Below are 19,705 nucleotides of genomic sequence, written 5' to 3'. Positions count from 1 at the left end.
CATGCTTCGTCTTTATCTTCGTACATACTGAACCAAGCGGAACATCATGAAGGTAAATAGAATTCCTGCAACGATCCAAATGGTTCGTAAGGCATAAAATTGGAGCAGATAAGTCGAAATAATGGCTCCGATGACAAAGCTTCCTAACAAAGCAACAAAGAAAATGCCCTCTTTCAAGTATGGTTTTTCCTGAGTTCGCACAAAATTTCCAAAAGCCACCATTGTTTTCTTGATATTTCCTGTCATAAAGGAATTATTGTAGACTATGCCATCTACCTCGCCAAAAGCTGTCGCAACGACTCCCATACAGAAAGCAATTGGAGGAACGATCAGCATATTTGACACGGTACTTGGCATAAAGCCAACTAGAGTACAAATGAGTACCATTGGTGAAATGCTACTTACTCGCCATATTGACTGCTCAAAAAAAGGACGGAAAATTGTTATCAGAAAAATTCCCAGCATAAAGGCTAGCATGGTAGCCAGTTTGACTTCAATTTCTCCAGTCTTGTGATGAATCAGCTCAACGGACAAAAAGACGACGTTTCCTGTCTGGCCCGCAACCAATGTACCCCCGCGCTCCATGAAAGTGTAAGCATCCACGAAACCTGCGCAAAAGGTCAACAAACAGGCAAAAACTTTGATCGAGAATGGAATTCTCTTTTGACGAACTTTCTCATAATTTACCCAAAAAGTCCAGTGTAACACCAGACTTCCTTTCTATCCTTCTCTAGCTTCCTCCAAAATCTTTTCAATCTTGGTGGTAATCAAATCAATCGCCACTTTATTAGAAGCGCCCTCTGGAATAATGACATCCGCATAGCGCTTGGTTGGCTCGATAAACTGATGGTACATAGGCTTGACGACACCCAGATACTGCTCAATGACACTATCCAAACTACGTCCGCGCTCTTCCATGTCCCGCTTAATCCGACGAATAATCCGCACATCATCATCAGTATCGACGAAAATCTTGATGTCCATCAAATCGCGGAGGCGTTGATCTTCCAAGACCAAAATTCCCTCTACAATGAAGACATCCTGCGGTTCCTGACGATAGGTTTTATTGCTGCGCGTGTGCTCCGTATAATCATAGGTCGGGATGTCCACTGGACGGCCAGCCAAAAGCTCCTTGATCTGCTCAATCATGAGGTCTGTATCAAAAGCAAAAGGATGATCATAGTTGGTCTTAACCCGCTCCTCAAAGGTCAAATGAGACTGATCCTTGTAGTATGAATCATGCTCAATCATGGAAATCTTTTCATTAGGAAAATGATCTAAAATAGCCCGAGATACACTGGTTTTTCCCCCACCAGATCCACCTGTAACACCGATAATAATAGGTCTGTTTTGCATTGTTTTCTCCATTACTTGTTATCTTATCTATTTTACCTTAATTCATGATATAATGAAAGGGTGAATCAAGAAAAATTCAGGAAAATCATTTTAAAGGAGAAAGTATGTTACGACTCGGTATCATCGGTACGGGATCCATTTCCCATGAGTTTATCAAGGCAGCCCAACTGAGTGGTGAGTATCAGTTAACAGCTGTTTACTCGCGCACCCTGAGTTCTGCGGAGCGTTTTGCGCAAACTTATCAAAACATCGCACTCTACACCGATATGATTGAATTCTTATCTGCCGACCTAGATGTGGTTTACATTGCCAGTCCTAATAGCCTCCACTTCAACCATGCCAAGATAGCCATTTTGGCTCGAAAACATGTCATCGTTGAAAAGCCAGCTGTATCAAGGCCTGAAGAATGGCAAGAATTAGTCAAGCTGGCAGCTGAACATCAAGTTTACATTTTTGAAGCAGCTAGAAACTACCACGAAGCAGCTTTTACAGTCATTCAGAACTTTCTAAAGGACAAGAAAATCTGGGGAGCTAATTTTACTTATGCCAAATACTCCTCCAAGATGGGAGCTCTACTGAGTGGACAGGAACCCAATGTTTTTCTGCTAAATTCTCAGGCGGTGCTCTGATGGATCTGGGTGTCTACACGCTTTATGCAGCTGTCCGGCTGTTTGGTGCTCCACAAAGCGTTTGCTATACAGCTCAACAACTGCCAAATAGCGTTGATCTCAACGGTTCAGGCAGTCTGATTTATCCTGATTTTCAGGTTCGTATCCAAGCTGGAAAAAATATTCATAGCCAGCTACCAGCTGAAATCTATACGGACCAAGGCACTCTGACCTTAGACGGTATTGAGTTTATCCGCTCTGCCAGTTTCCAAAAGCTCAATGGAGAGACGGAAAGTCTAGCTATCCGCCAAGCAGACCACCAAATGCTTGAAGAAGCCCAGGCTTTTGCTCGTGTCCTTAAAGGCGGCCAAGAAGAACTTTATAGCGACTATCTGCAGGCTGCTGCTACTGTGCATGAGTGCATGTTTGCCATGAGAAAAGATGCTGGCATTAGATTTGAGGTTGACCATGATTAAAGAAACATTTCCAACAGTTTGGCAGGACCAGCTGGATCAGCTCGGTTTTGCTGAACTGACTGCTATCCAAGAAAAAATATTCGAGCCCATTTCTCAAGGACAGACGGTGCTAGGCATCAGTCCGACTGGTACGGGTAAGACATTAGCTTATCTCTTTCCTAGCTTATTGAAATTGAAGCCTAAAAAAGCGCAGCAGCTTTTGATTTTAGCTCCAAATACAGAACTAGCGGGACAGATTTTTGATGTTTGTAAGTCTTGGGCAGAGCCCTTAGGCTTGAGCAGTCAACTCCTCCTCTCCGGTAATAGCCAGAAGAGACAGATTGAACGACTCAAGAAAAGTCCTGAGATACTGATTGGCACACCTGGTCGGATTTTCGAGCTCATTAAGCTCAAGAAAATCAAGATGATGAATGTCGACACTATTATCCTTGACGAATTTGACCAGCTTCTCAGTGATTCCCAGTATGCGTTTGTTGATAAAATTCTGCATTATGCGCCACGTGACCACCAGCTGATTTATATGAGTGCTACTGCTAAGTTCGATCAAGAGAAGATCGCCGAAAATACTCTACGCATCAGCATTGACGACCAGACTTTGGACAATATCCAGCACTTCTATATACAGGTGGAAAAACGTGACAAGGTCGAACTCTTGCGCAAGCTATCCAATGTAGAAGAATTTCATGGGCTAGTTTTTTTCAATAGCCTGTCAGATTTGGGCAGCGCCGAAGAAAAGCTTCAGTACCGAGGAGCTAGTGCAGTCTCCCTAGCCAGCGATGTCAATGTAAAATTCCGCAAGGTTATTCTTGAAAAATTTAAAAATTACGATATCACGCTCTTGCTGGCGACGGACTTAGTTGCCCGTGGCATTGATATTGATTCTCTAGAATGCGTAGTCAATTACGAAGTGCCGCGCGATCTGGAAACCTACATCCACCGTTCTGGCCGAACAGGTCGCATGGGCAAGGAAGGCTATGTCATCACCTTCATCAGCCACCCAGAAGAACTAAAAGCTCTCAAAAAATATGCCTCTGTCCGCGAAATCGTCTTGAAAAAACAAGAACTATATGTTCAGCCTTGAGTGAAAATCACAGTAAACGATAGTTTTATCTGATGATAGAAAGCAAAAAGCATTGGAAATGCAAGATTTCCAATGCTTTTCTTAATTTCTGCTATAGTAAATCTGATGTGGCTGGAGCTGATTTTCCAGCAGTTCATCAACTGTCACCAAAGTATATCCGTTATTCTTCAGATAATCAAGAACGCTTGGCAGAGCATCGATGGTCGTCTGATGGATATCGTGCATGAGAATAATGGATCCTGGCTGGGTTTTCACGATCTCCTGCATAATAGCCTTTGTATTGCGTGTTTTCCAATCGAGACTGTCCACGCTCCACATGATAAAGGACTGATCGACAGCATTTTGAACTGTAGAGTTGATGGCTCCGTAAGGCGGTCTTGTAATCATAGGCCGAATACCAGTCGCCTTATAAATGGCTTCCTGAGTATCTAGTATTTCTTTTTTGGCTTGATTTAGAGGCAGCTTGGTCAAATCTGGATGGCTCCATGTATGGATACCAAGCTGATGGCCTTCATCAAGGACACGTTTAGCCAGTTCTGGATTGGCAGCAACATTTTGTCCCACCATAAAGAAGGTTGCTTTGGCATTGTAGCGTTTCAGAATTTCCAAAGCCTGAGGGGTCGTCTTACTGTCGGGACCGTCGTCAAAGGTCAGGGCAACCATTTTCTCATGCCGCTTGGTTTCATACTGCTGGTAAGCCTCCAAATCAGCTCCCTGAAAATATTCCGGACGAATTAGGTCATAAAAACTAGACAGAGGCACTGTCACGCTCGACACACCGTTGATTTCTTTAGGTAGACGAATGGAAAATAAACTATCCTCATAGTGAAAGCCCCACTGGCTCAACTCTATTTCTCGGAGGGCATTCAAGGCTGCTGTTTGCTGACTTTCCTCCACCTGCCTAAAGGTTAGCTGACTGGTCAACTCCTTCAGGAAAATCTCCTTGGCAGCTTCTGGATTTTGAAACAGCTTGTCCAAAGTGACCGCTGCACCTTCTGGATTAATATACGTCGAGGCTACTTCTCTTGCCTCCTCAGACTTGATGTCTCTTTTCGAGATACTGTAATCTTTTCGCTGGATGACCACTTCCTTAGTATTGGCCAAACTAGTAGACTTTTCTTCCGTGTAGTAAAAGGTCAAAGCAGTCAAGTTTTCCTTTTGCTTTTTGTCATCTGAAATGCTCTGGCTATCCTGCATCATTTTATCTTTGACACTTTGAAGCGGCTGCCCATTCATAAGAGGATAAAAAGCTGCCACATAATGGCTGCCAATCCTACCAGCCTGCTTTTCAGCATTGTCAGCATGCTCTTGCTCTTCCTTGGCAATCACTTCTGCAACCTTTTGCTGGAATTCCCTTTCCTGAAACATTTCATGGATTCGCAATCCACCAAAAATAAGAAGTCCTAAAAGAAGCAGGTTCAGAAGACTGAGAATCAGTCTATATTTCCGTCTACGCTTCCTTCTATGTTGTCTTTCCATCTATTATCCCCTAAGCTATTGTCCTAAAATGATTCTAATGTTAAAAAACTTGTATCTTACAAGTGCTAAAATACAAGTTTAATTTTTTTTAAAGACTTTTTTCTCGAATCACTTCAACCTTGTAGCCATCAGGGTCTTTAACGAAATAATAATTTGGCGGATTGCCTGGCAGACCTTTTGGTTCCGTCACTTCGTAGCCCTTAGCAGCATGTTCAGCGTGCAAGCCTTCCAAATCAGGAGTGCTGAGAGCAATATGAGCAAACCCATCACCGATCACATAAGGTCCGTGGTCATAATTATAGGTCAGTTCGAGCTCATAATCATCGCCATCCAAACCAAGATAAACAATGGTAAAAGCGTGCTCTGGAAAGTCCTTGCGGCGCAGTTCTTTAAAGCCAAACGCTTCTTCATAAAAGTCAATCGAAGCCTCTAAATTTTCCACTCGTAAACAAGTATGCAACATTTTTGATGTCATAGTTGTACCTCTCTCATTTCTTTCTTTTATTATACCGCAAAAGCAGTCAAATTTGAAATAATATGAAAAGTTTTTCAACTTTTACTGATTCGTTTTCTAATATCTGACTTAAGGGGTAGTTTGATTTCAAAGATAGTTCCACGTGGCTTGTTGTCTTTGACCGAGATGGTCCCTCTCAGGGCGTCTACTATTTGTTTCGCCAAGGATAGGCCCAGTCCAAAACCACCCTTTTGCCGAGTCCGAGCCTTGTCCACCCGATAAAAACGATCGAAGACTTTTTTCTTGTCGTCGCCCGCAATCCCTGGGCCATTGTCAGAGATCCGCAAGGTTAAGCTCCGATCATTGGCGGAGGCCACGAAATAGATTTCTCCATCTTCTTCCGTGTATTTGATGGCATTATCAAAAAGGATGGTCATGACCTGCTTGAGTAAGACCTTATCTGTCGTGATTGATTTAGAAACCAGATTTTTGAAATCAAAGACCTTATCGCTCTCCTCCGCGATAATAGCATAGTTAGAAAAAGCTGTCGTGAAGAAGTCTGGCGTGACTTCACCGTATTCTGGCTTTATGCCGTCATCTCGCCTTGCTAGATTGAGTAAGTTGGTCGTGAGTAGACGCATATTTCGCACTTCCTCTAAACTGGACGCGATACTCTCACTAGACTCCATAATCGTAGCCTCGGGCTTACGGAAAAGAGATTCCAGTCGATTTTGCAGCACAGCTAGAGGCGTCCGCAATTCGTGGCTAGCATTTTCAACAAAGGACTTCTGCTTTTGCATGCTGTCCAAGAGAGGCTTGACACTCATCCGCGCCAGATAGATACTGGCAATCAAGGAAATACCCCAGAAGCTAATCATGACAATCGCAATTAGCTTTTCATGCTTTTCGCTAGTCTGCTCCAGCTGGCTGATACTGGTCATAACAACCGCGTATTTGACATTTTCAATTTCATCATCTGGATCAATGTCAAACATATAAGCCCGATAACTCTCGACCTGTCCATAGCTATTAGTTAGTTGTATTTGCTTGATTTGATTAAGAAATCGTTTATTAAATTTAATCGCATCAAAGTTTAAAAATCCATTCTTGGCTGATACATTCTGATAATCATCATTCAAAAGAATGGCTGAAGTATTGGCACTGACATTGACCCTACCCGGCTCCTCAATCTTGATATCGGGAGCCGGCTCATGCTCTGAATCCTTATTCTCTGGCTCTTGGTATTGCCGCCCCGTCGTCCGATAGGCTAGATTGGCTACCCAGGCGGGATTTTGACTGAGACTTTTGAGATTATCATCAACGGTCGTGTAAAGGCTGGAGCGCATGACTTGGATAATAATGAGCGTCATGGCCGAGAAAATCAGGGTGAATACACCAAAATAGCGAATGAAATAAGAAAAATCATCCGCATATAAGGCTTTTTTGAGTTTATTCAGCATTCTTTAAAATGTAACCGACACTGCGAAGGGTTTGAAGATTATTCGCAAAAGCCGTTCCTTTCAATTTTTTCCGAATCTTAGATACATAGACTTCCACCACAGAAATCGTCGTATCGCTGTCAAAGCCCCACAAACGATCGAAGATCTGAGTCTTGGGCAAAATGACATTTTGATTCTGAAGGAAGTAGACCAACAGATCAAACTCTTTGCCCAGCAGTTCCACTTCTTTTCCGTCTACCAAGGTCGAATTGGTCGAAAGATTGACCGCCACATCGCCATAGGACAGGGTATTTTCATTAAACTTACCAGAGCGTTTGAGCAAGGCCTGAATCCGCATTTTAAGCTCTTCCAGATAAAAAGGCTTAGTCAGGTAATCGTCAGCACCGAGTTCAAAACCATGGCCTTTATCATCGATACTTTCCTTGGCAGTCATGATGAGGACAGGAGTGGTGACCCCTTTTTCACGCAATTCTTTAAGCACTTGGAAGCCGTCCTTTTCAGGCAACATCAAGTCCAGCAAAATCAGGTCATAAACGCCACTTTCTGCCTCGTATAGTCCTTCTTCGCCATCAAAGACCTGCATAACATCTGCAAAATCATCTAAAAAATCAAATACTGAGTTTGACAGACCGAGGTCATCCTCCACTAATAGAATCTTAATCATCCTGTTCCTCCCTTTCTAGAAAAAGCTTATGCTGTGTGGTTTAAATAGAGACATGGCAAACACTTCTCATTCCATCTTCACTTATCTTTTTCTATTATATCATGACTTGTCGAAAATGCTTTAAGAATTTGTTGTTTTCGAGTTATTTTCGCTGTTCTTATCATCTTTTGTTGTGCCGTCAGCGTTTGATGGCTTCTTTTTTGATTGATTTCCTTCTTGTGGTCCTCTTGGCTGACCATTTCCTTGTGGTGGCTGACCTCCACCTCCCGGACCGACTTGACCATCTTGACCGTTTTGTTCCCCCATCTGTGGTGGCATACCATTTTCATTTCCCTGTCCCTGACCTTGAGGAGGTTGTCCGCCTTGACCTGGCATCCTGCCATCTTGCTTGTTTTGCTGAGGCATAGTAGCCTGTACTGAACTCTGCTGCGGGCTTTTCTGTGTCAAGGCACCAATTCCATAGCCACCAATCGCTCCGACGGCTAAGGATGCACTAGCCACTGCTGTCATCCACCATTTAGTACTCTTTTTAACTACAATCATTTTTCCATATCCATTTTAAGTTTTTCCTCTTTCTACATTTTATATTTTCATGGATTTTAACATGATGAAGTAATATAAATCTTGAGTACACAAGCTCATATCCTTTCACATGCTAGGATTATTATAGAGAGGCTTGCTTAAACGGGACTGAATTTTTTCTTAAAGAAGACTGAAATTATGGGATTCTAAACAACAAAAAGAGGCTGGGACAAAAGTCCTAGCCTCTCAATTGTCTTTGAATTGTCGAGCAATACACAGTGGTTGAGTGGACTCTACTAGGCTGATTTCATCAGCTTTTACAGCCCTACTAAACTGTGCGGAGGTGGGACGACGAAATCGAATTCTAACGAATTACCGATTTCTGTACCACTCTCTTTCATTTATCTAGACTGAAGCCTTGATAGCTTTCTCAACCGCTGCTTTTTCACGAGCAATCAAGTCAACACGCGCTGCGATTTCCTTAATTCCCATGCTGATATTACGGCTGATAGCCATATCGTCAAGCTGCGGCTCAAAGAAGGCCTTGTATTCCGCTAGCCTTTCTGCTGTCTTGAAGGCATTAGCTGGATAAATGACGAATTTATCAAAGCTCATGTCGCCACCCAAAGCCGCCTTAATCCAATCCCAATTCTCACGCGCCCAAGTCCAAGCAGTAGCTTGAGTAAATTGGTGAATCAAGAGAGGGAAATACCAACTCATTGCCAAATCTTGTGGTTTCACGATATCTTTGTTTTTCAGGGATTCCAAGATACGAGCAAGAGTTTCTGCGTCCTTAGTGTAAGCCAAAGCAGATGCCAATTGGCGTTTGAAGCTACCGTCGACTGTCGAAACATAATCATTCAAGTATTGGTCAGCCAATTCTTTGCTCTCATCATGCTTGATTTGGTTGATGAGAATGTGCAAGCGAATAGCCGCAGGCAATTTCTCTAAGTCCTCTTTATGAGCAGCAAAAATACGGCTTGCTTCTTGACTTGCTGTTTGGTCATCAGCTGCAATCAGACCTCCTACAACGATCTGACGAACCAGCTCATCTTCATCACTTTCCCCTTCTTTTGCTTCAAAGCCTAGACGATCAAAGTTGAATTTGATTAGTTTAACAACCAATTCGTTATATGCTTTCTCGCACTCGCTTCCTTCGTCCACAAAGAGCTTGAGGCCATTCAGAACGGCTTTAACTCCTGAAACAACCAAATAGGAGGTTTCTTCTGTCAGTTTTTCAATTACAGGAACCAAATCAGCAAATGAAATACTGCCTGCTTCAGCCAAGAGACGGCGCTCTTGCACCACTTGAAGCTTGCTGGTGCTATCCAAGTCTGTAATGGTATCTAAAATCTGCTCAAGCAAGACACCTTGATAGTCCGTAATATAGTGGGCCGTATTTTCCGTATTGAAGCGCAAGGCACCTTGGTTTTGAGCAGCCAAGGCAGAATAATTTGGAATTTCCAGCGTTTCTGTTTCCAGCGTATCTGGCAAACCTTTCCAGTTGCTATTTAAAGGTAAGACCCAAGTGCGTTTCTTATCTTCGTGCTCTCCGATAAAGAATTGTTTTTGAGAGAGTTTGAGCGTATCGTTTTCTACTGTAGCTGTCAAAACAGGGTAGCCTGGCTGTTCCAGCCAAGAATCCATAAAGGCTGCTACATCACGACCAGAAGCAGCTCCCAAGGCATTCCAAAGGTCACGACCGATAGTATTTCCATACTGGTGTTTAGCAAAGTAAGCATTCAAACCTTTTGCAAAGGCCTCATCTCCCAACCAACGACGAAGCATGTGCATGAGGCGGCTTCCCTTGGCATAAACGATAGCGGGATCAAACAAAGTATTGATTTCGTCAGGGTGCTTCACTTCCACATGGACAGACTGAACTCCGTCTGTCGCATCTCGTTTGAGAGCCAGAGGAACACCTGTGGTTTGGAAATTCTCAAAGATATTCCAGCTTGGCTCAATCGCATTGACACAGACATATTCCATCATATTAGCAAAGCTTTCATTGAGCCAAAGGTCATCCCACCACTTCATAGTGACCAAGTTACCAAACCATTGGTGAGCCAACTCATGAGCGATAACAAGTGCCACATCTTGACGGCTGGATACCGTAGAATTTTCATCTACCAAGAGGTAAATTTCGCGATAAGTCACAAGGCCCCAGTTTTCCATAGCACCAGATGAAAAGTCTGGCAGGGCGACGTGCAGCGACTGAGGAATCGGATATTTGACACCGTAATATTCTTCGTAAAATTCAATTGAGCGAACTGCAATGTCCAAAGCAAACTCCAAATTGCTGGCTGGGTGCGCCTTGGTCGCATAGACACCGACCAAAGTGCCATTTTTAGTTTTAGCAGTAATACCTTGCATATCACCCGCAGCAAAGGCCAAGAGATAGGAAGACATGCGAGGGGTTCTTTCAAACTTCCAAATGCCTGTCGCTTTCCGGTTTTCAACGTCGATTTCAGGCATATTAGACAAGGCAAGTTCGCCCTCTGCTTGGTCAAATTTCAAAGCCAAATCAAAAGTCGCCTTAGCTTCTGGCTCATCTACGCTTGGAAAAGCTTCACGAGCAAAGTGGCTTTCAAACTGGGTAGAAATGATTTCTTTTTTCACCCCATCAACTGTGTAGTATGAAGGGTAGATCCCTGTCATATTGTCCGTAATCTTACCTGTATAGGTCAAGGTTACTTCCACAGGGCCTGCTGTTTCCAACTCAACATAAAGAGCTTCATTGTCATTATCAAGAGTGAAGGGACGAGCTTTTCCATCTACTTCCACGACCTCAATCGTCAAATCCTTTTGGTGTAAGGAAATTTTCTCAGCTTTAGCTTCACCAGTAATGGTGACTTTTCCTGAGAAAGTCTTATTCGCACGATTCAAATCCAAAAAGAGATCGTAGTGTTCAGGAACAAAAGTATCAATAAAATGTGCAACTGCTTGCATGTTTTTTCTCCTCATCTAATTGAAGGGGCTGGTAATAAACCAACCTCCATTCAAGATTCATCTCTTACTATTTTACCATATTTAGTGACTTTATACTCATTCCAACTGGACCAAAATTGATTTTTACTTTCAAACATAAAGTAATCATTTTAAAGCCACTCTGTCATGCACTTTTCTCCTCCCAAAACAAAAAAGACAAGCTTAGCCTGTCTGATGGATTCGTCCGAAGGAAAAGTGAAGTCATGATTACCTTGTTTCTTTCTTCAGTTCGTTCAATTTTTTATTGTATAAGCGATTTTCTTCTTGACAGACTTCATTCAGTCGATCTTCGTAACGCCTCATTTTCCGCTCAAAATCTTCTCGATTTTCCTCAATTTGATTTAATATATAAGATGAATCAACAGGCGAACTGTGACGACAGAATGATATAACCCAATTGCTCATTTCTTCCGAAAAATTTCTAGCCTCCCGTTTCATATCATGATAATCCCATTCCAATTCACTGGCTTTTCTACGAAATGCTAGATGTTCATCATCTAATTGTGCTATCCGCTTTTTTGTATCCATAATCCCTCCTACAGAATTGGACTCATCAAATTAGGCGTTGAGACTTCATTTAAGACATTCTTGATAGATTCGGCCGCTAATCCGGAAAAAGCACCTTCCAAATCGGCAGGAACTTGAACTGATGAGAATGATTTCATTGTCTCAGCCTGATTGGTGAGCCATTCTTGCAATAGACGACTTTCTTCAAGGAGAGTGGCTCTTTTGGCTGAGATTAATCCTCGAATAGCCAGACGTTCCTGTATTCTAAGATACTCTTTTTTGATACGTTCTGCTTCCGCTCGATCTTCTATCATTGGTTCAATCATACGCTTCCTCCTATAATTCCCCAAAAATCTGGCTACCTTTTTGGTCGATTTCTACGATTCTATCAGCTGCCTTGTTTAATTTACCTGCTATACTTGTCATTTTCTTCTGATATGAGTTGGCCGAAGAAAGAGTTGCTGCTTCTATTCCAGTATTCCAAGCTAGCTCAAAACTCAACTCAGATAGTAAACCCTCTATCTCTCCACTAGAAAGGTTATGAGCCAGCGTATATGCTGCTGATCGTAGTTCTGTTATATGCTGAGAGACACTTTCCTTGGCATTTGCAAGTTTATCTTTGATCGCCTGCTCATATACTTCAGCTTGTAACTGAGCCGTTTGCGCACTTGTCCGAACAAGTTCCTCTCTCAAGCTAATCATTTGACTGCCTGTAGTCGTTTTCAAAGAAGCGTGCAGTTCATCAATGCGTCGTCTCTTTAAAGTGAGTAATTCTTGCTTAGAAGGTTCTGGAGCAAAAGGTCCGTATTCCTTTAAATACTCACGAACATAGTATTCAGGAGTCACCTTGTCCATCTCTAAACCATAATTTGCGATTGCTACATTTACTTTGTACGTTTTTGCCTTATACTCTGCTATCTTTCGTACTTGTTTTTCTGTCATGCCAGTTGCAAATATATTTCTTTTATAATAATAATCTACATCTAACTTGTTCCCCTTCATTACTGGAGTTCTTGGTGAATGCCCGTCTTCTCCTTCAAGAACTTCAAATCTCATTGTTTTTCCATACGGAACATAACCACTATTCCCGTCTAAGAAAACAACATCGCCTCGACTATCTCTATAGATAGTGGCGTTTTTATTGAGATAAGCTACTTGTTCTTTTGAAATACCGCCTGTATCAACAGCTTTTTTAGCCGCAAAATCCATAAAATTTGTTACTTTGATTGTACGGTTCTGTTTAAGGCCGTACTTTGAGGCTGTATAAGCTACTCCAGGCCCTGCTTGACTGTGCCCAGACATATTAGAAATAATACCATTATGAGATTTTATCTTTTCTTCAGTAATTTGATAAAGCATATCAATATCATCTGATTGGGGAGTCAGCATTCCTGGAAATATCCCAAATCCCCCACTAGCAAAGAATGCTCTTTCAGATGAATCAACAATATCTCGATTCTTTTTCCAAAAATATGGTTGATTCTCAAATTCTTTTGAATTTTCAAAGGGCATCTGAGTACCAGCAACAACTATCGTTGTTTCTTGGTAGTTTGGATTTGCTCCTTTTTTGTTATCAACAGGTACAACTGCCATTGCTTGAGTTGTACTATCTTGTCGATAAACAATTTGATAATACTCAGGTTTATCATCTGTTCCGGCATTTATAACTGCTCCCTCACTTTTTTTAACATTCCCCTTAAGACCTAACTGTAATCTTCGAACCTCTTGATCAGACAAAGTCATATCATCCGTCTCCTTTGCTAAATTTAACATTGTAAATGATTTCAGCTTCTGGGCTTCCTTTTTCATCCTTAACAACATCCTTTAATTGACTGTCTTCAACCAATAAAGAAATATTTTCATCTGTACTTCTAGCCTTCGTGAGCTTTGCTTCGTCTGGCAAATGTTTTGCATTTGAAACATCAATCTCATTACCTTCTGAGTCCATTAATTCTATGACATCATTTCCTGAGCCATCAAAATCAAGAAATATATGAGTAACTAAACCATAGCTATTAGGTGTGTAGTTCTCTATTGTTGTTCCTAATGTTGCTTTATTCCCATATTTATCATAAATCGTCGGACGTACATAGGCATTTAGCATAGAACCACCATTATCCCCTTCAATATAAATCGGAGAAAATTCAATCTTCTCAATACCTTTATAGTGTTCTTTGAAATAGGTTCCATATTGTTCTTCTAAGAGTCGAAAGCCTCGTTGATAGAGTCTGGTTGTTTTAGGGCCAAAGTTAGGTTTTGTTAGTTTGTTGTACATATAGATTCCTCCTAATATTACAACGAATAGAATTGTTAAAGCAATAATAATCTTTTTTTTCACAAGACTACCTCCATTATAATGATTTTTAAGAGAGCGGTTTCAAAGTTCTTTTCCAATAGTATAGCATAATACATTTATATTGTCATATAAAATCTTTTTCCTTGTTCTTGGCAAACTTCTATCCTCAACTTCATAAGAAAATAGTTGTATTTGTTGCTTAGTTCACGCCACATCATTCTTCCTCTTTACTTAGCTTAACATTATAAACAATTTCTGCATTCGGACTGCCTTTTTCATCCTTAATAACATCCTTTAACTGACCGTATTCAACTAATAATTCAATATTCCAATCAATCCCTTTAGCTCTTGTGAGTTTAGCTTCTTCAGGTAGATGTTGCGCGTTAGAAACATCAATGTTATTCCCGTTTGAGTCCTTTAAATCTATAGCTTCATTTCCACCTCCATCAAAATTAAGAATTATATGTGAGACGATACCAAAGCTACTTGGATACACATTATTAACTTTAGTACCAAGAGTGGCTTTATTCCCATATTTATCATAAATCGTCGGACGTACATAGGCATTTGAGAAAGTTGACCCTTCCTCAGTAACGTAGATTGGGGAAAACTCAATCTTTTCAACCCCTGAGTAATGCTCTTTTATATAAGTTCCTAGTTGCTCTTCCAGAAGTCGAAAGCCATGCTGATAGAGTTTGGCTGTTTTGGGGCTAAGGTTAGGTTTTGTTAATTTGTTGTACATATAGATTCCTCCTGATATTACAACGAATAGAATTGTTAAAGCAATAATAATCTTTTTTTTCACAAGACTACCTCCATTATAATGATTTTTAAGAGAGCGGTTTCAAAGTTCTTTTCTAATAGTATAGCATAATACATTTATATTGTCATATAAGTTGTAGTCCATTTCAGCATTCGGACTTCCTACATCTGATTTCTTAACGTCTTTTAGCCTTACTAAATGTTATTTAATATAAACAATGCCGTTCTGTCAACGCCATTCCCAATGATATCCGTTCTTGATTTCTGTATTATAAATAACCTCTGCACTTGGACTGCCTTCTTCACTTTTAACCACGTCCTTCAGCTGTCCATCTTTAACAAGCGCTTCAATGTTTTCATCCATCTTGGGTTTAGATGATAATTTGACTTCCTCAGGGAGTTTTTTATTGCCTGCAATATCAATAAAATCATCTCCTACTCTTAGCTCAATTATTTCTTCATCAAATCCATTAAAATCTAATCTGACATCACCATAATCTCCATAACTAGCATAACCGAAATTTTGAACTGTTCGACCTAAATAGACTTTATTACCATGAGTATCATAAATGACAGGAACAACATTGGCATGAAACATATACTGCCCATCCCCACCTTGAACAAAAATTGGTGAAAACTCAATTTTACTAACTCCTGAATAGTGTTCTTTGATGTAAGTCGCTAGTTGTTCTTCCAACAAACGAAATCCGCGTTTGTAAAGTTTCACTCCTTTATCGTCTAAAACATCACTAACATTATACGGCGAGTTTTGATATTCAATCCATTTTGTCATACAGTAGCCCCCTCCTGAAACTAAGATAATTAATACAGCTATAATTGCAATTTTTTTCTTCATTAACTGTCACCTCTATATCTACATGAAAACGGTTCAATTTTTTCTGTCATATTATCTATAAGCATAAATTTCTCTGTTTAATCAAGGAGCATTTCCATTCTGAATAACTCCCTCTTTTAATTTCAAGGTTATAATCTATTTTCGCGTTAGGGCTTCCATTCTCACTTTTATTAACATTTTTTAACTGACCATCATTTACCAAAGCATCAATGTTATCGTCTGTTCCTTTAATTGGAGGTGTTAACTTCGCCTCCTCTGGCAAATGATTAGCTCTACTAACATCGATCTTTTCATCCAGAATAGAAGAACCTTTTAGAAAAATATTTTCATTGCCCTTTTGGTCAAAGTCAAGAGTTAAGTCTCCAGTTGTTCCATATGTCGGATAACCTTTTTTACCTATTCGCTTCCCCATCACCGCCCGATTCCCTTCCTTATCATAGATTACTGGAAGAACATCAGCTACAAATGGAGGGTTTTCCTTGCCACCTTGGATGAAAATCGGAGAGAATTCTATTTTAGAAATTCCTGAGTAGTTTTCTTTGATATAGGTCCCAAGCTGTTCTTCTAACAAGCGAAAACCATGCTTAATAATCTTTTCTTCTTTTGCATCAAGTCCTGTCGAACTTTTTTGTGAATTTACCATATAAAATACTCCTCCAAAAATTAAAACTACAAGAACTGTAATGATTGCAAAGATTTTTCCCTTCATCAGTTTCCTCCATTATATTCAATAAAATTGCACAACAAGAAAGCGCTTAGATACATTATAATTAATAATTTCAACATATTTCTACCTTAATTTTTAGAATAGTATATTTACTGAGAACGATTTAAGACTATCGTTGTAATTTCTTTAACGCCATTCCCACTCATTTCCTTTCCTAATTTCTGTATTATAGACAATTTCTGCTTTTGGACTACCTTTTTCACTTTTAACCACATCTTTTAGTTGACCAGTATTGACAAGCGCTTCAATATTTTCATCCATTGTGGGGTTGCTTGTTAATTTAGCTTTTGGAGGCAAACTTTTGTAATTCGTTATATCAAGAAATTTACCATCTACATCAATTTCAATCACTTCCTCATCAAAACCATTAAAATCTAACCGTAGATCTCCTAAAAGACCATAGCTTGCATATCCATGCTTACCAACTTTTCGCCCTAAATAAGCCTTATTCCCATGATTGTCATAAATTACGGGAACGATATTAGCATCGAACATAGTCTGCCCATCCCCACCTTGAACAAAAATTGGTGAAAACTCAATTTTACTGACTCCTGAATAGTGCTCCTTGATATAAGTTGCCAACTGTTCTTCCAACAAACCAAATCCTCGTTTGTAAAGTTTTACTCCTTTATCGTCTAAAACATCACTAACATTATATGGAGAGTTTTTGTGTTCAATCCATTTTGTCATACAGTAGCCCCCTCCTGAAACTAGAAAGAATAAAATTGTCAGACTGACAACAAGCTTTTTCTTCATAACCATACCTCCATTATAGTATCCTATAAAACAACGCTTTCAGTCATCGCTTTCCCACATTGTAGCATAAATTTTTAGCATTATCCCCTATCATCTTTTTCTATCGTTTTAAGCAAAGGTGGCTTCCTCAATCATCTAGGTAAAATACACTGATTTATTTTAGGTTTTTAGCCCTTTGAAATCCCAATTCGTCTTATCTCACCTTTTCTCCTCCCAAAAACACAAAAGAGGCTGGGACTTTTGTCCCAGCCTCTCAATTGTCTTTGGATTGTCGAGTAAGACGCAGTGGTTGAGTGGACTCTACTAGGCTGATTTCATCAGCTTTTACAGCCCTACTCAACTGTGCGGAGGTGGGACGACGAAATCGAATTCTAACGAATTAGCGATTTCTGTCCCACTCACTTTTACTATCTATTATAATTCAATAATCTTACCGGTTTCGAAGTAAACGACCCACTCGCAGATATTTTTTGCGTAGTCGCCGATGCGCTCCAGATAAGAAATCACTTGGAAATAATCACGACCAGTCACAATCAGTTCTGGATTGTGCTTGATTTCTTCGGTTGCCAACTCACGAATAACGTCAAAGTAATGGTTGATTTTTTCATCCATTGCTGCAATCGTATAGGCTTGGTCCACATTTCCGTTCAAATAGACATTGAGGGTTTCCTCTACGAAATTCTTAACGTCACGGCCCATTTTTTTGATCTCTTCTTCAACAGACAGGATGCGAACTTCGCCTTTCATCCGAATAGTCGCCTGAGCGATAGACACAGCGTGGTCTCCCATGCGTTCCAAGTCGCTGCTGGCTTTCAGCACTGTGATAACGGTCCGCAAATCTTGCGAAACAGGCTGCTGTAAGGCGATGATTTCTAGAGATTTTTTCTCCAGTTTCACTTCGTACTCATTCACCTTAGCATCGTCTTCAATGACTTGGCGAGCCAAATCACGGTCATGAGTTACAAAAGCTCGCACTGTTCGGTTAATCTGCGACAAGACTTCATTTCCCATCGCATAGAATTGATTATGGAGTTTCTGTAAATCTTCTTCAAATTGTACTCTAAGCATAATTTTCCTTTCAAAAGTTATTTCTGATTTCTTTTGATAAAATCAGAATTCTAACCAAATTTACCACTAATATAGTCTTCTGTTTCTTTGTTGGCTGGATTCATAAACATTTCTTTGGTCGCACTAAACTCGATCAAATCGCCACCCAAGAAGAAGCCCGTTTTATCCGAAAGCCGTGAAGCCTGCTGCATGGAGCGCGTCACCAAAAGCATGGTATAGGTGTCTTTGAGTCCATAGAGAGTTTCCTCAATCTTACCAGCAGAGATTGGATCTAGCGCGGACGTTGGCTCATCCAAGAGGATGATTTTCGGGCTGGTAGCCAAAACGCGTGCTACACAAATCCGCTGCTGTTGACCACCAGAAAGACCGATAGCCGAATCATGTAAACGGTCTTTCACTTCGTCCCAAATAGAAGCCCCAATCAAGGAACGCTCTACCGCTTCGTCTAAAGCCTGTTTATCCTTAACACCGTTGATGCGCAGTCCATAGACAACATTTTCATAAATGGTCATTGGGAAGGGATTAGGCTGCTGGAAAACCATGCCAATCTCCTTGCGCAACTCCACCGTATCTGTCCGAGGACTGTAAATATTGTGTCCGTTATAGATGACCGTGCCTGTCGTTGTTACTTCTGGATTCAAATCACCCATGCGGTTGATAGCCTTGAGCAAGGTAGATTTTCCTGAACCTGATGGCCCAATCAAGGCAGTGATTTCATTAGGCATAAAGTTCAAGGAGACACTATTGAGTGCTTTCTTTTTATTATAATAAACCGACAAGTCCTTGACTTGCAAAATAGGTTCTGTCATAAGTTCATTCCTTTAGTTTCTTCACCTTTAACCAAAATGACCAGAAACATAGTCATTGGTCGACTGCAATTTGGCATTTTGGAAAATATTGGCAGTCTTATCGTACTCAATCAAATCTCCCAGATAAAAGAAGCCGGTATAGTCACTGGCACGAGCAGCCTGCTGCATATTGTGAGTCACGATGATAATCGTATACTCCTTTTTGAGCTCAAACATGGTCTCTTCCAGCTGCATGGTCGCAATCGGATCCAGCGCAGAAGCCGGCTCGTCCATAAGCAAGATATCTGGCTTAACCGAAATAGCTCGGGCAATACAGAGCCGTTGCTGCTGACCGCCTGACAAGGTTAAGGCTGATTTATGAAGATCATCCTTAACTTGGTCCCAAAGCGCGGCTTGCTTGAGCGAAGTTTCAACAAGCTCATCCAAGATCTTTTTATCTTTTACACCTGCACGTTCATGGGCAAAGGTAATGTTACGATAAATAGACTTGGCAAATGGATTGGGCCGTTGAAAGACCATACCGATGTGCTTACGCATTTCATAAACGTTGATATCAGACCGATTGACGTCTATTCCTTGGTAAAGAATTTGCCCTGTTACCTTGGCAATATCAATGGTATCGTTCATGCGGTTGAGGCTGCGAAGATAGGTTGATTTACCTGATCCAGACGGTCCAATCAAAGCCGTAATTTTATCCTTTTCAAACTGCATATCAATGCCCTTGATGGATTCTTTTTTACCGTAGTAAACATGCAAATCCTTGGTCGAAAGGGCTACCTTTTCTTCAGGAAAAGTAATGATATGTTTTTCATTCCAATTATATTCTGCCATTGCTT

Annotated in this window: 19 protein-coding genes and 2 pseudogenes; 2 read left to right on the top strand and 19 right to left on the bottom strand. The window is 40.7% G+C overall.

The window, feature by feature from the left end:
• Positions 1-12: 12 nt before the first annotated feature.
• Both I872_RS04180 and udk read right to left on the bottom strand, forming a co-directional pair.
• Positions 13-680 (bottom strand): annotated as a pseudogene (locus I872_RS04180) (YoaK family protein).
• A 40-nt stretch (positions 681-720) separates the two neighbouring features.
• On the bottom strand, positions 721-1,356 hold the full coding sequence (gene udk, locus I872_RS04175; protein WP_005591973.1) for a uridine kinase: 636 nt from the start codon (positions 1,354-1,356) through the stop codon (positions 721-723).
• Positions 1,357-1,460: 104 nt separating this feature from the next.
• Here udk and I872_RS04170 point away from each other — a divergent pair.
• Both I872_RS04170 and I872_RS04165 read left to right on the top strand, forming a co-directional pair.
• A pseudogene (locus I872_RS04170) lies at positions 1,461-2,440 on the top strand (Gfo/Idh/MocA family protein).
• Positions 2,433-3,521: a DEAD/DEAH box helicase gene (locus I872_RS04165; protein ID WP_015604899.1), complete on the top strand. Its 1,089-nt coding sequence runs from the start codon at positions 2,433-2,435 to the stop codon at positions 3,519-3,521. The pseudogene I872_RS04170 and the gene I872_RS04165 overlap by 8 nt, the downstream one beginning before the upstream one ends.
• Positions 3,522-3,602: 81 nt before the next feature.
• Here the strand turns inward: I872_RS04165 and I872_RS04160 are convergent, their stop codons facing one another.
• The 17 genes from I872_RS04160 to pstB (I872_RS04080) form a co-directional block, all read right to left on the bottom strand.
• On the bottom strand, positions 3,603-5,000 hold the full coding sequence (locus tag I872_RS04160; RefSeq protein ID WP_015604898.1) for a polysaccharide deacetylase family protein: 1,398 nt from the start codon (positions 4,998-5,000) through the stop codon (positions 3,603-3,605).
• A gap of 88 nt (positions 5,001-5,088) precedes the next feature.
• A complete protein-coding gene (gene gloA, locus I872_RS04155; protein ID WP_015604897.1) occupies positions 5,089-5,475 on the bottom strand; it encodes a lactoylglutathione lyase in 387 nt (128 codons plus the stop codon).
• A 74-nt stretch (positions 5,476-5,549) separates the two neighbouring features.
• The gene (locus I872_RS04150) at positions 5,550-6,914 is read right to left on the bottom strand and encodes a sensor histidine kinase (protein WP_015604896.1); all 1,365 of its coding nucleotides are present in this window, start codon (positions 6,912-6,914) and stop codon (positions 5,550-5,552) included.
• Positions 6,904-7,578, bottom strand: a complete 675-nt coding sequence (locus I872_RS04145; protein ID WP_015604895.1) for a response regulator transcription factor — start codon at positions 7,576-7,578, stop codon at positions 6,904-6,906. Before I872_RS04145 ends, I872_RS04150 begins: the two co-directional genes overlap by 11 nt.
• A 120-nt stretch (positions 7,579-7,698) precedes the next feature.
• Positions 7,699-8,121 carry a hypothetical protein gene (locus tag I872_RS04140; RefSeq protein WP_041826796.1) on the bottom strand — a complete coding sequence of 141 codons (423 nt, stop codon included), beginning with the start codon at positions 8,119-8,121 and terminating at the stop codon, positions 7,699-7,701.
• A 384-nt stretch (positions 8,122-8,505) separates the two neighbouring features.
• Positions 8,506-11,049, bottom strand: coding sequence for a M1 family metallopeptidase (locus tag I872_RS04135; RefSeq protein WP_015604893.1), 2,544 nt, complete (start codon positions 11,047-11,049; stop codon positions 8,506-8,508).
• Positions 11,050-11,295: 246 nt separating this feature from the next.
• Positions 11,296-11,616 carry a hypothetical protein gene (locus I872_RS04130; RefSeq protein WP_015604892.1) on the bottom strand — a complete coding sequence of 107 codons (321 nt, stop codon included), beginning with the start codon at positions 11,614-11,616 and terminating at the stop codon, positions 11,296-11,298.
• A gap of 8 nt (positions 11,617-11,624) precedes the next feature.
• A complete protein-coding gene (locus tag I872_RS04125; protein WP_015604891.1) occupies positions 11,625-11,921 on the bottom strand; it encodes a hypothetical protein in 297 nt (98 codons plus the stop codon).
• Positions 11,922-11,931: 10 nt separating this feature from the next.
• The gene (locus tag I872_RS04120; protein WP_015604890.1) at positions 11,932-13,338 is read right to left on the bottom strand and encodes a hypothetical protein; all 1,407 of its coding nucleotides are present in this window, start codon (positions 13,336-13,338) and stop codon (positions 11,932-11,934) included.
• Between the two features lies 1 nt (position 13,339).
• A complete protein-coding gene (locus I872_RS04115; protein ID WP_041826795.1) occupies positions 13,340-13,933 on the bottom strand; it encodes a hypothetical protein in 594 nt (197 codons plus the stop codon).
• A 172-nt stretch (positions 13,934-14,105) separates the two neighbouring features.
• Complete coding sequence (locus tag I872_RS04110; protein ID WP_041826794.1) at positions 14,106-14,696, bottom strand: hypothetical protein; 591 nt, start codon at positions 14,694-14,696, stop codon at positions 14,106-14,108.
• Between the two features lie 186 nt (positions 14,697-14,882).
• Positions 14,883-15,509 (bottom strand): hypothetical protein, encoded by a 627-nt coding sequence (locus I872_RS04105; RefSeq protein ID WP_167320508.1) that lies wholly within the window; start codon positions 15,507-15,509, stop codon positions 14,883-14,885.
• A gap of 55 nt (positions 15,510-15,564) precedes the next feature.
• On the bottom strand, positions 15,565-16,218 hold the full coding sequence (locus tag I872_RS04100; RefSeq protein WP_015604886.1) for a hypothetical protein: 654 nt from the start codon (positions 16,216-16,218) through the stop codon (positions 15,565-15,567).
• 144 nt (positions 16,219-16,362) lie between these two features.
• Positions 16,363-16,926: a hypothetical protein gene (locus tag I872_RS04095; protein WP_095666450.1), complete on the bottom strand. Its 564-nt coding sequence runs from the start codon at positions 16,924-16,926 to the stop codon at positions 16,363-16,365.
• A gap of 480 nt (positions 16,927-17,406) precedes the next feature.
• Positions 17,407-18,060, bottom strand: coding sequence for a phosphate signaling complex protein PhoU (gene phoU, locus I872_RS04090; RefSeq protein WP_015604884.1), 654 nt, complete (start codon positions 18,058-18,060; stop codon positions 17,407-17,409).
• Between the two features lie 50 nt (positions 18,061-18,110).
• Positions 18,111-18,869 (bottom strand): phosphate ABC transporter ATP-binding protein PstB, encoded by a 759-nt coding sequence (gene pstB / locus I872_RS04085; RefSeq protein ID WP_015604883.1) that lies wholly within the window; start codon positions 18,867-18,869, stop codon positions 18,111-18,113.
• A gap of 27 nt (positions 18,870-18,896) precedes the next feature.
• Positions 18,897-19,700, bottom strand: a complete 804-nt coding sequence (pstB, locus tag I872_RS04080) for a phosphate ABC transporter ATP-binding protein PstB (protein WP_015604882.1) — start codon at positions 19,698-19,700, stop codon at positions 18,897-18,899.
• Positions 19,701-19,705 lie beyond the last annotated feature (5 nt).

The organism is Streptococcus cristatus AS 1.3089, from assembly GCF_000385925.1.
GTDB classification, from domain to species: domain Bacteria; phylum Bacillota; class Bacilli; order Lactobacillales; family Streptococcaceae; genus Streptococcus; species Streptococcus cristatus_B.
This window is presented reverse-complemented; position numbering and strand designations above follow the sequence as displayed.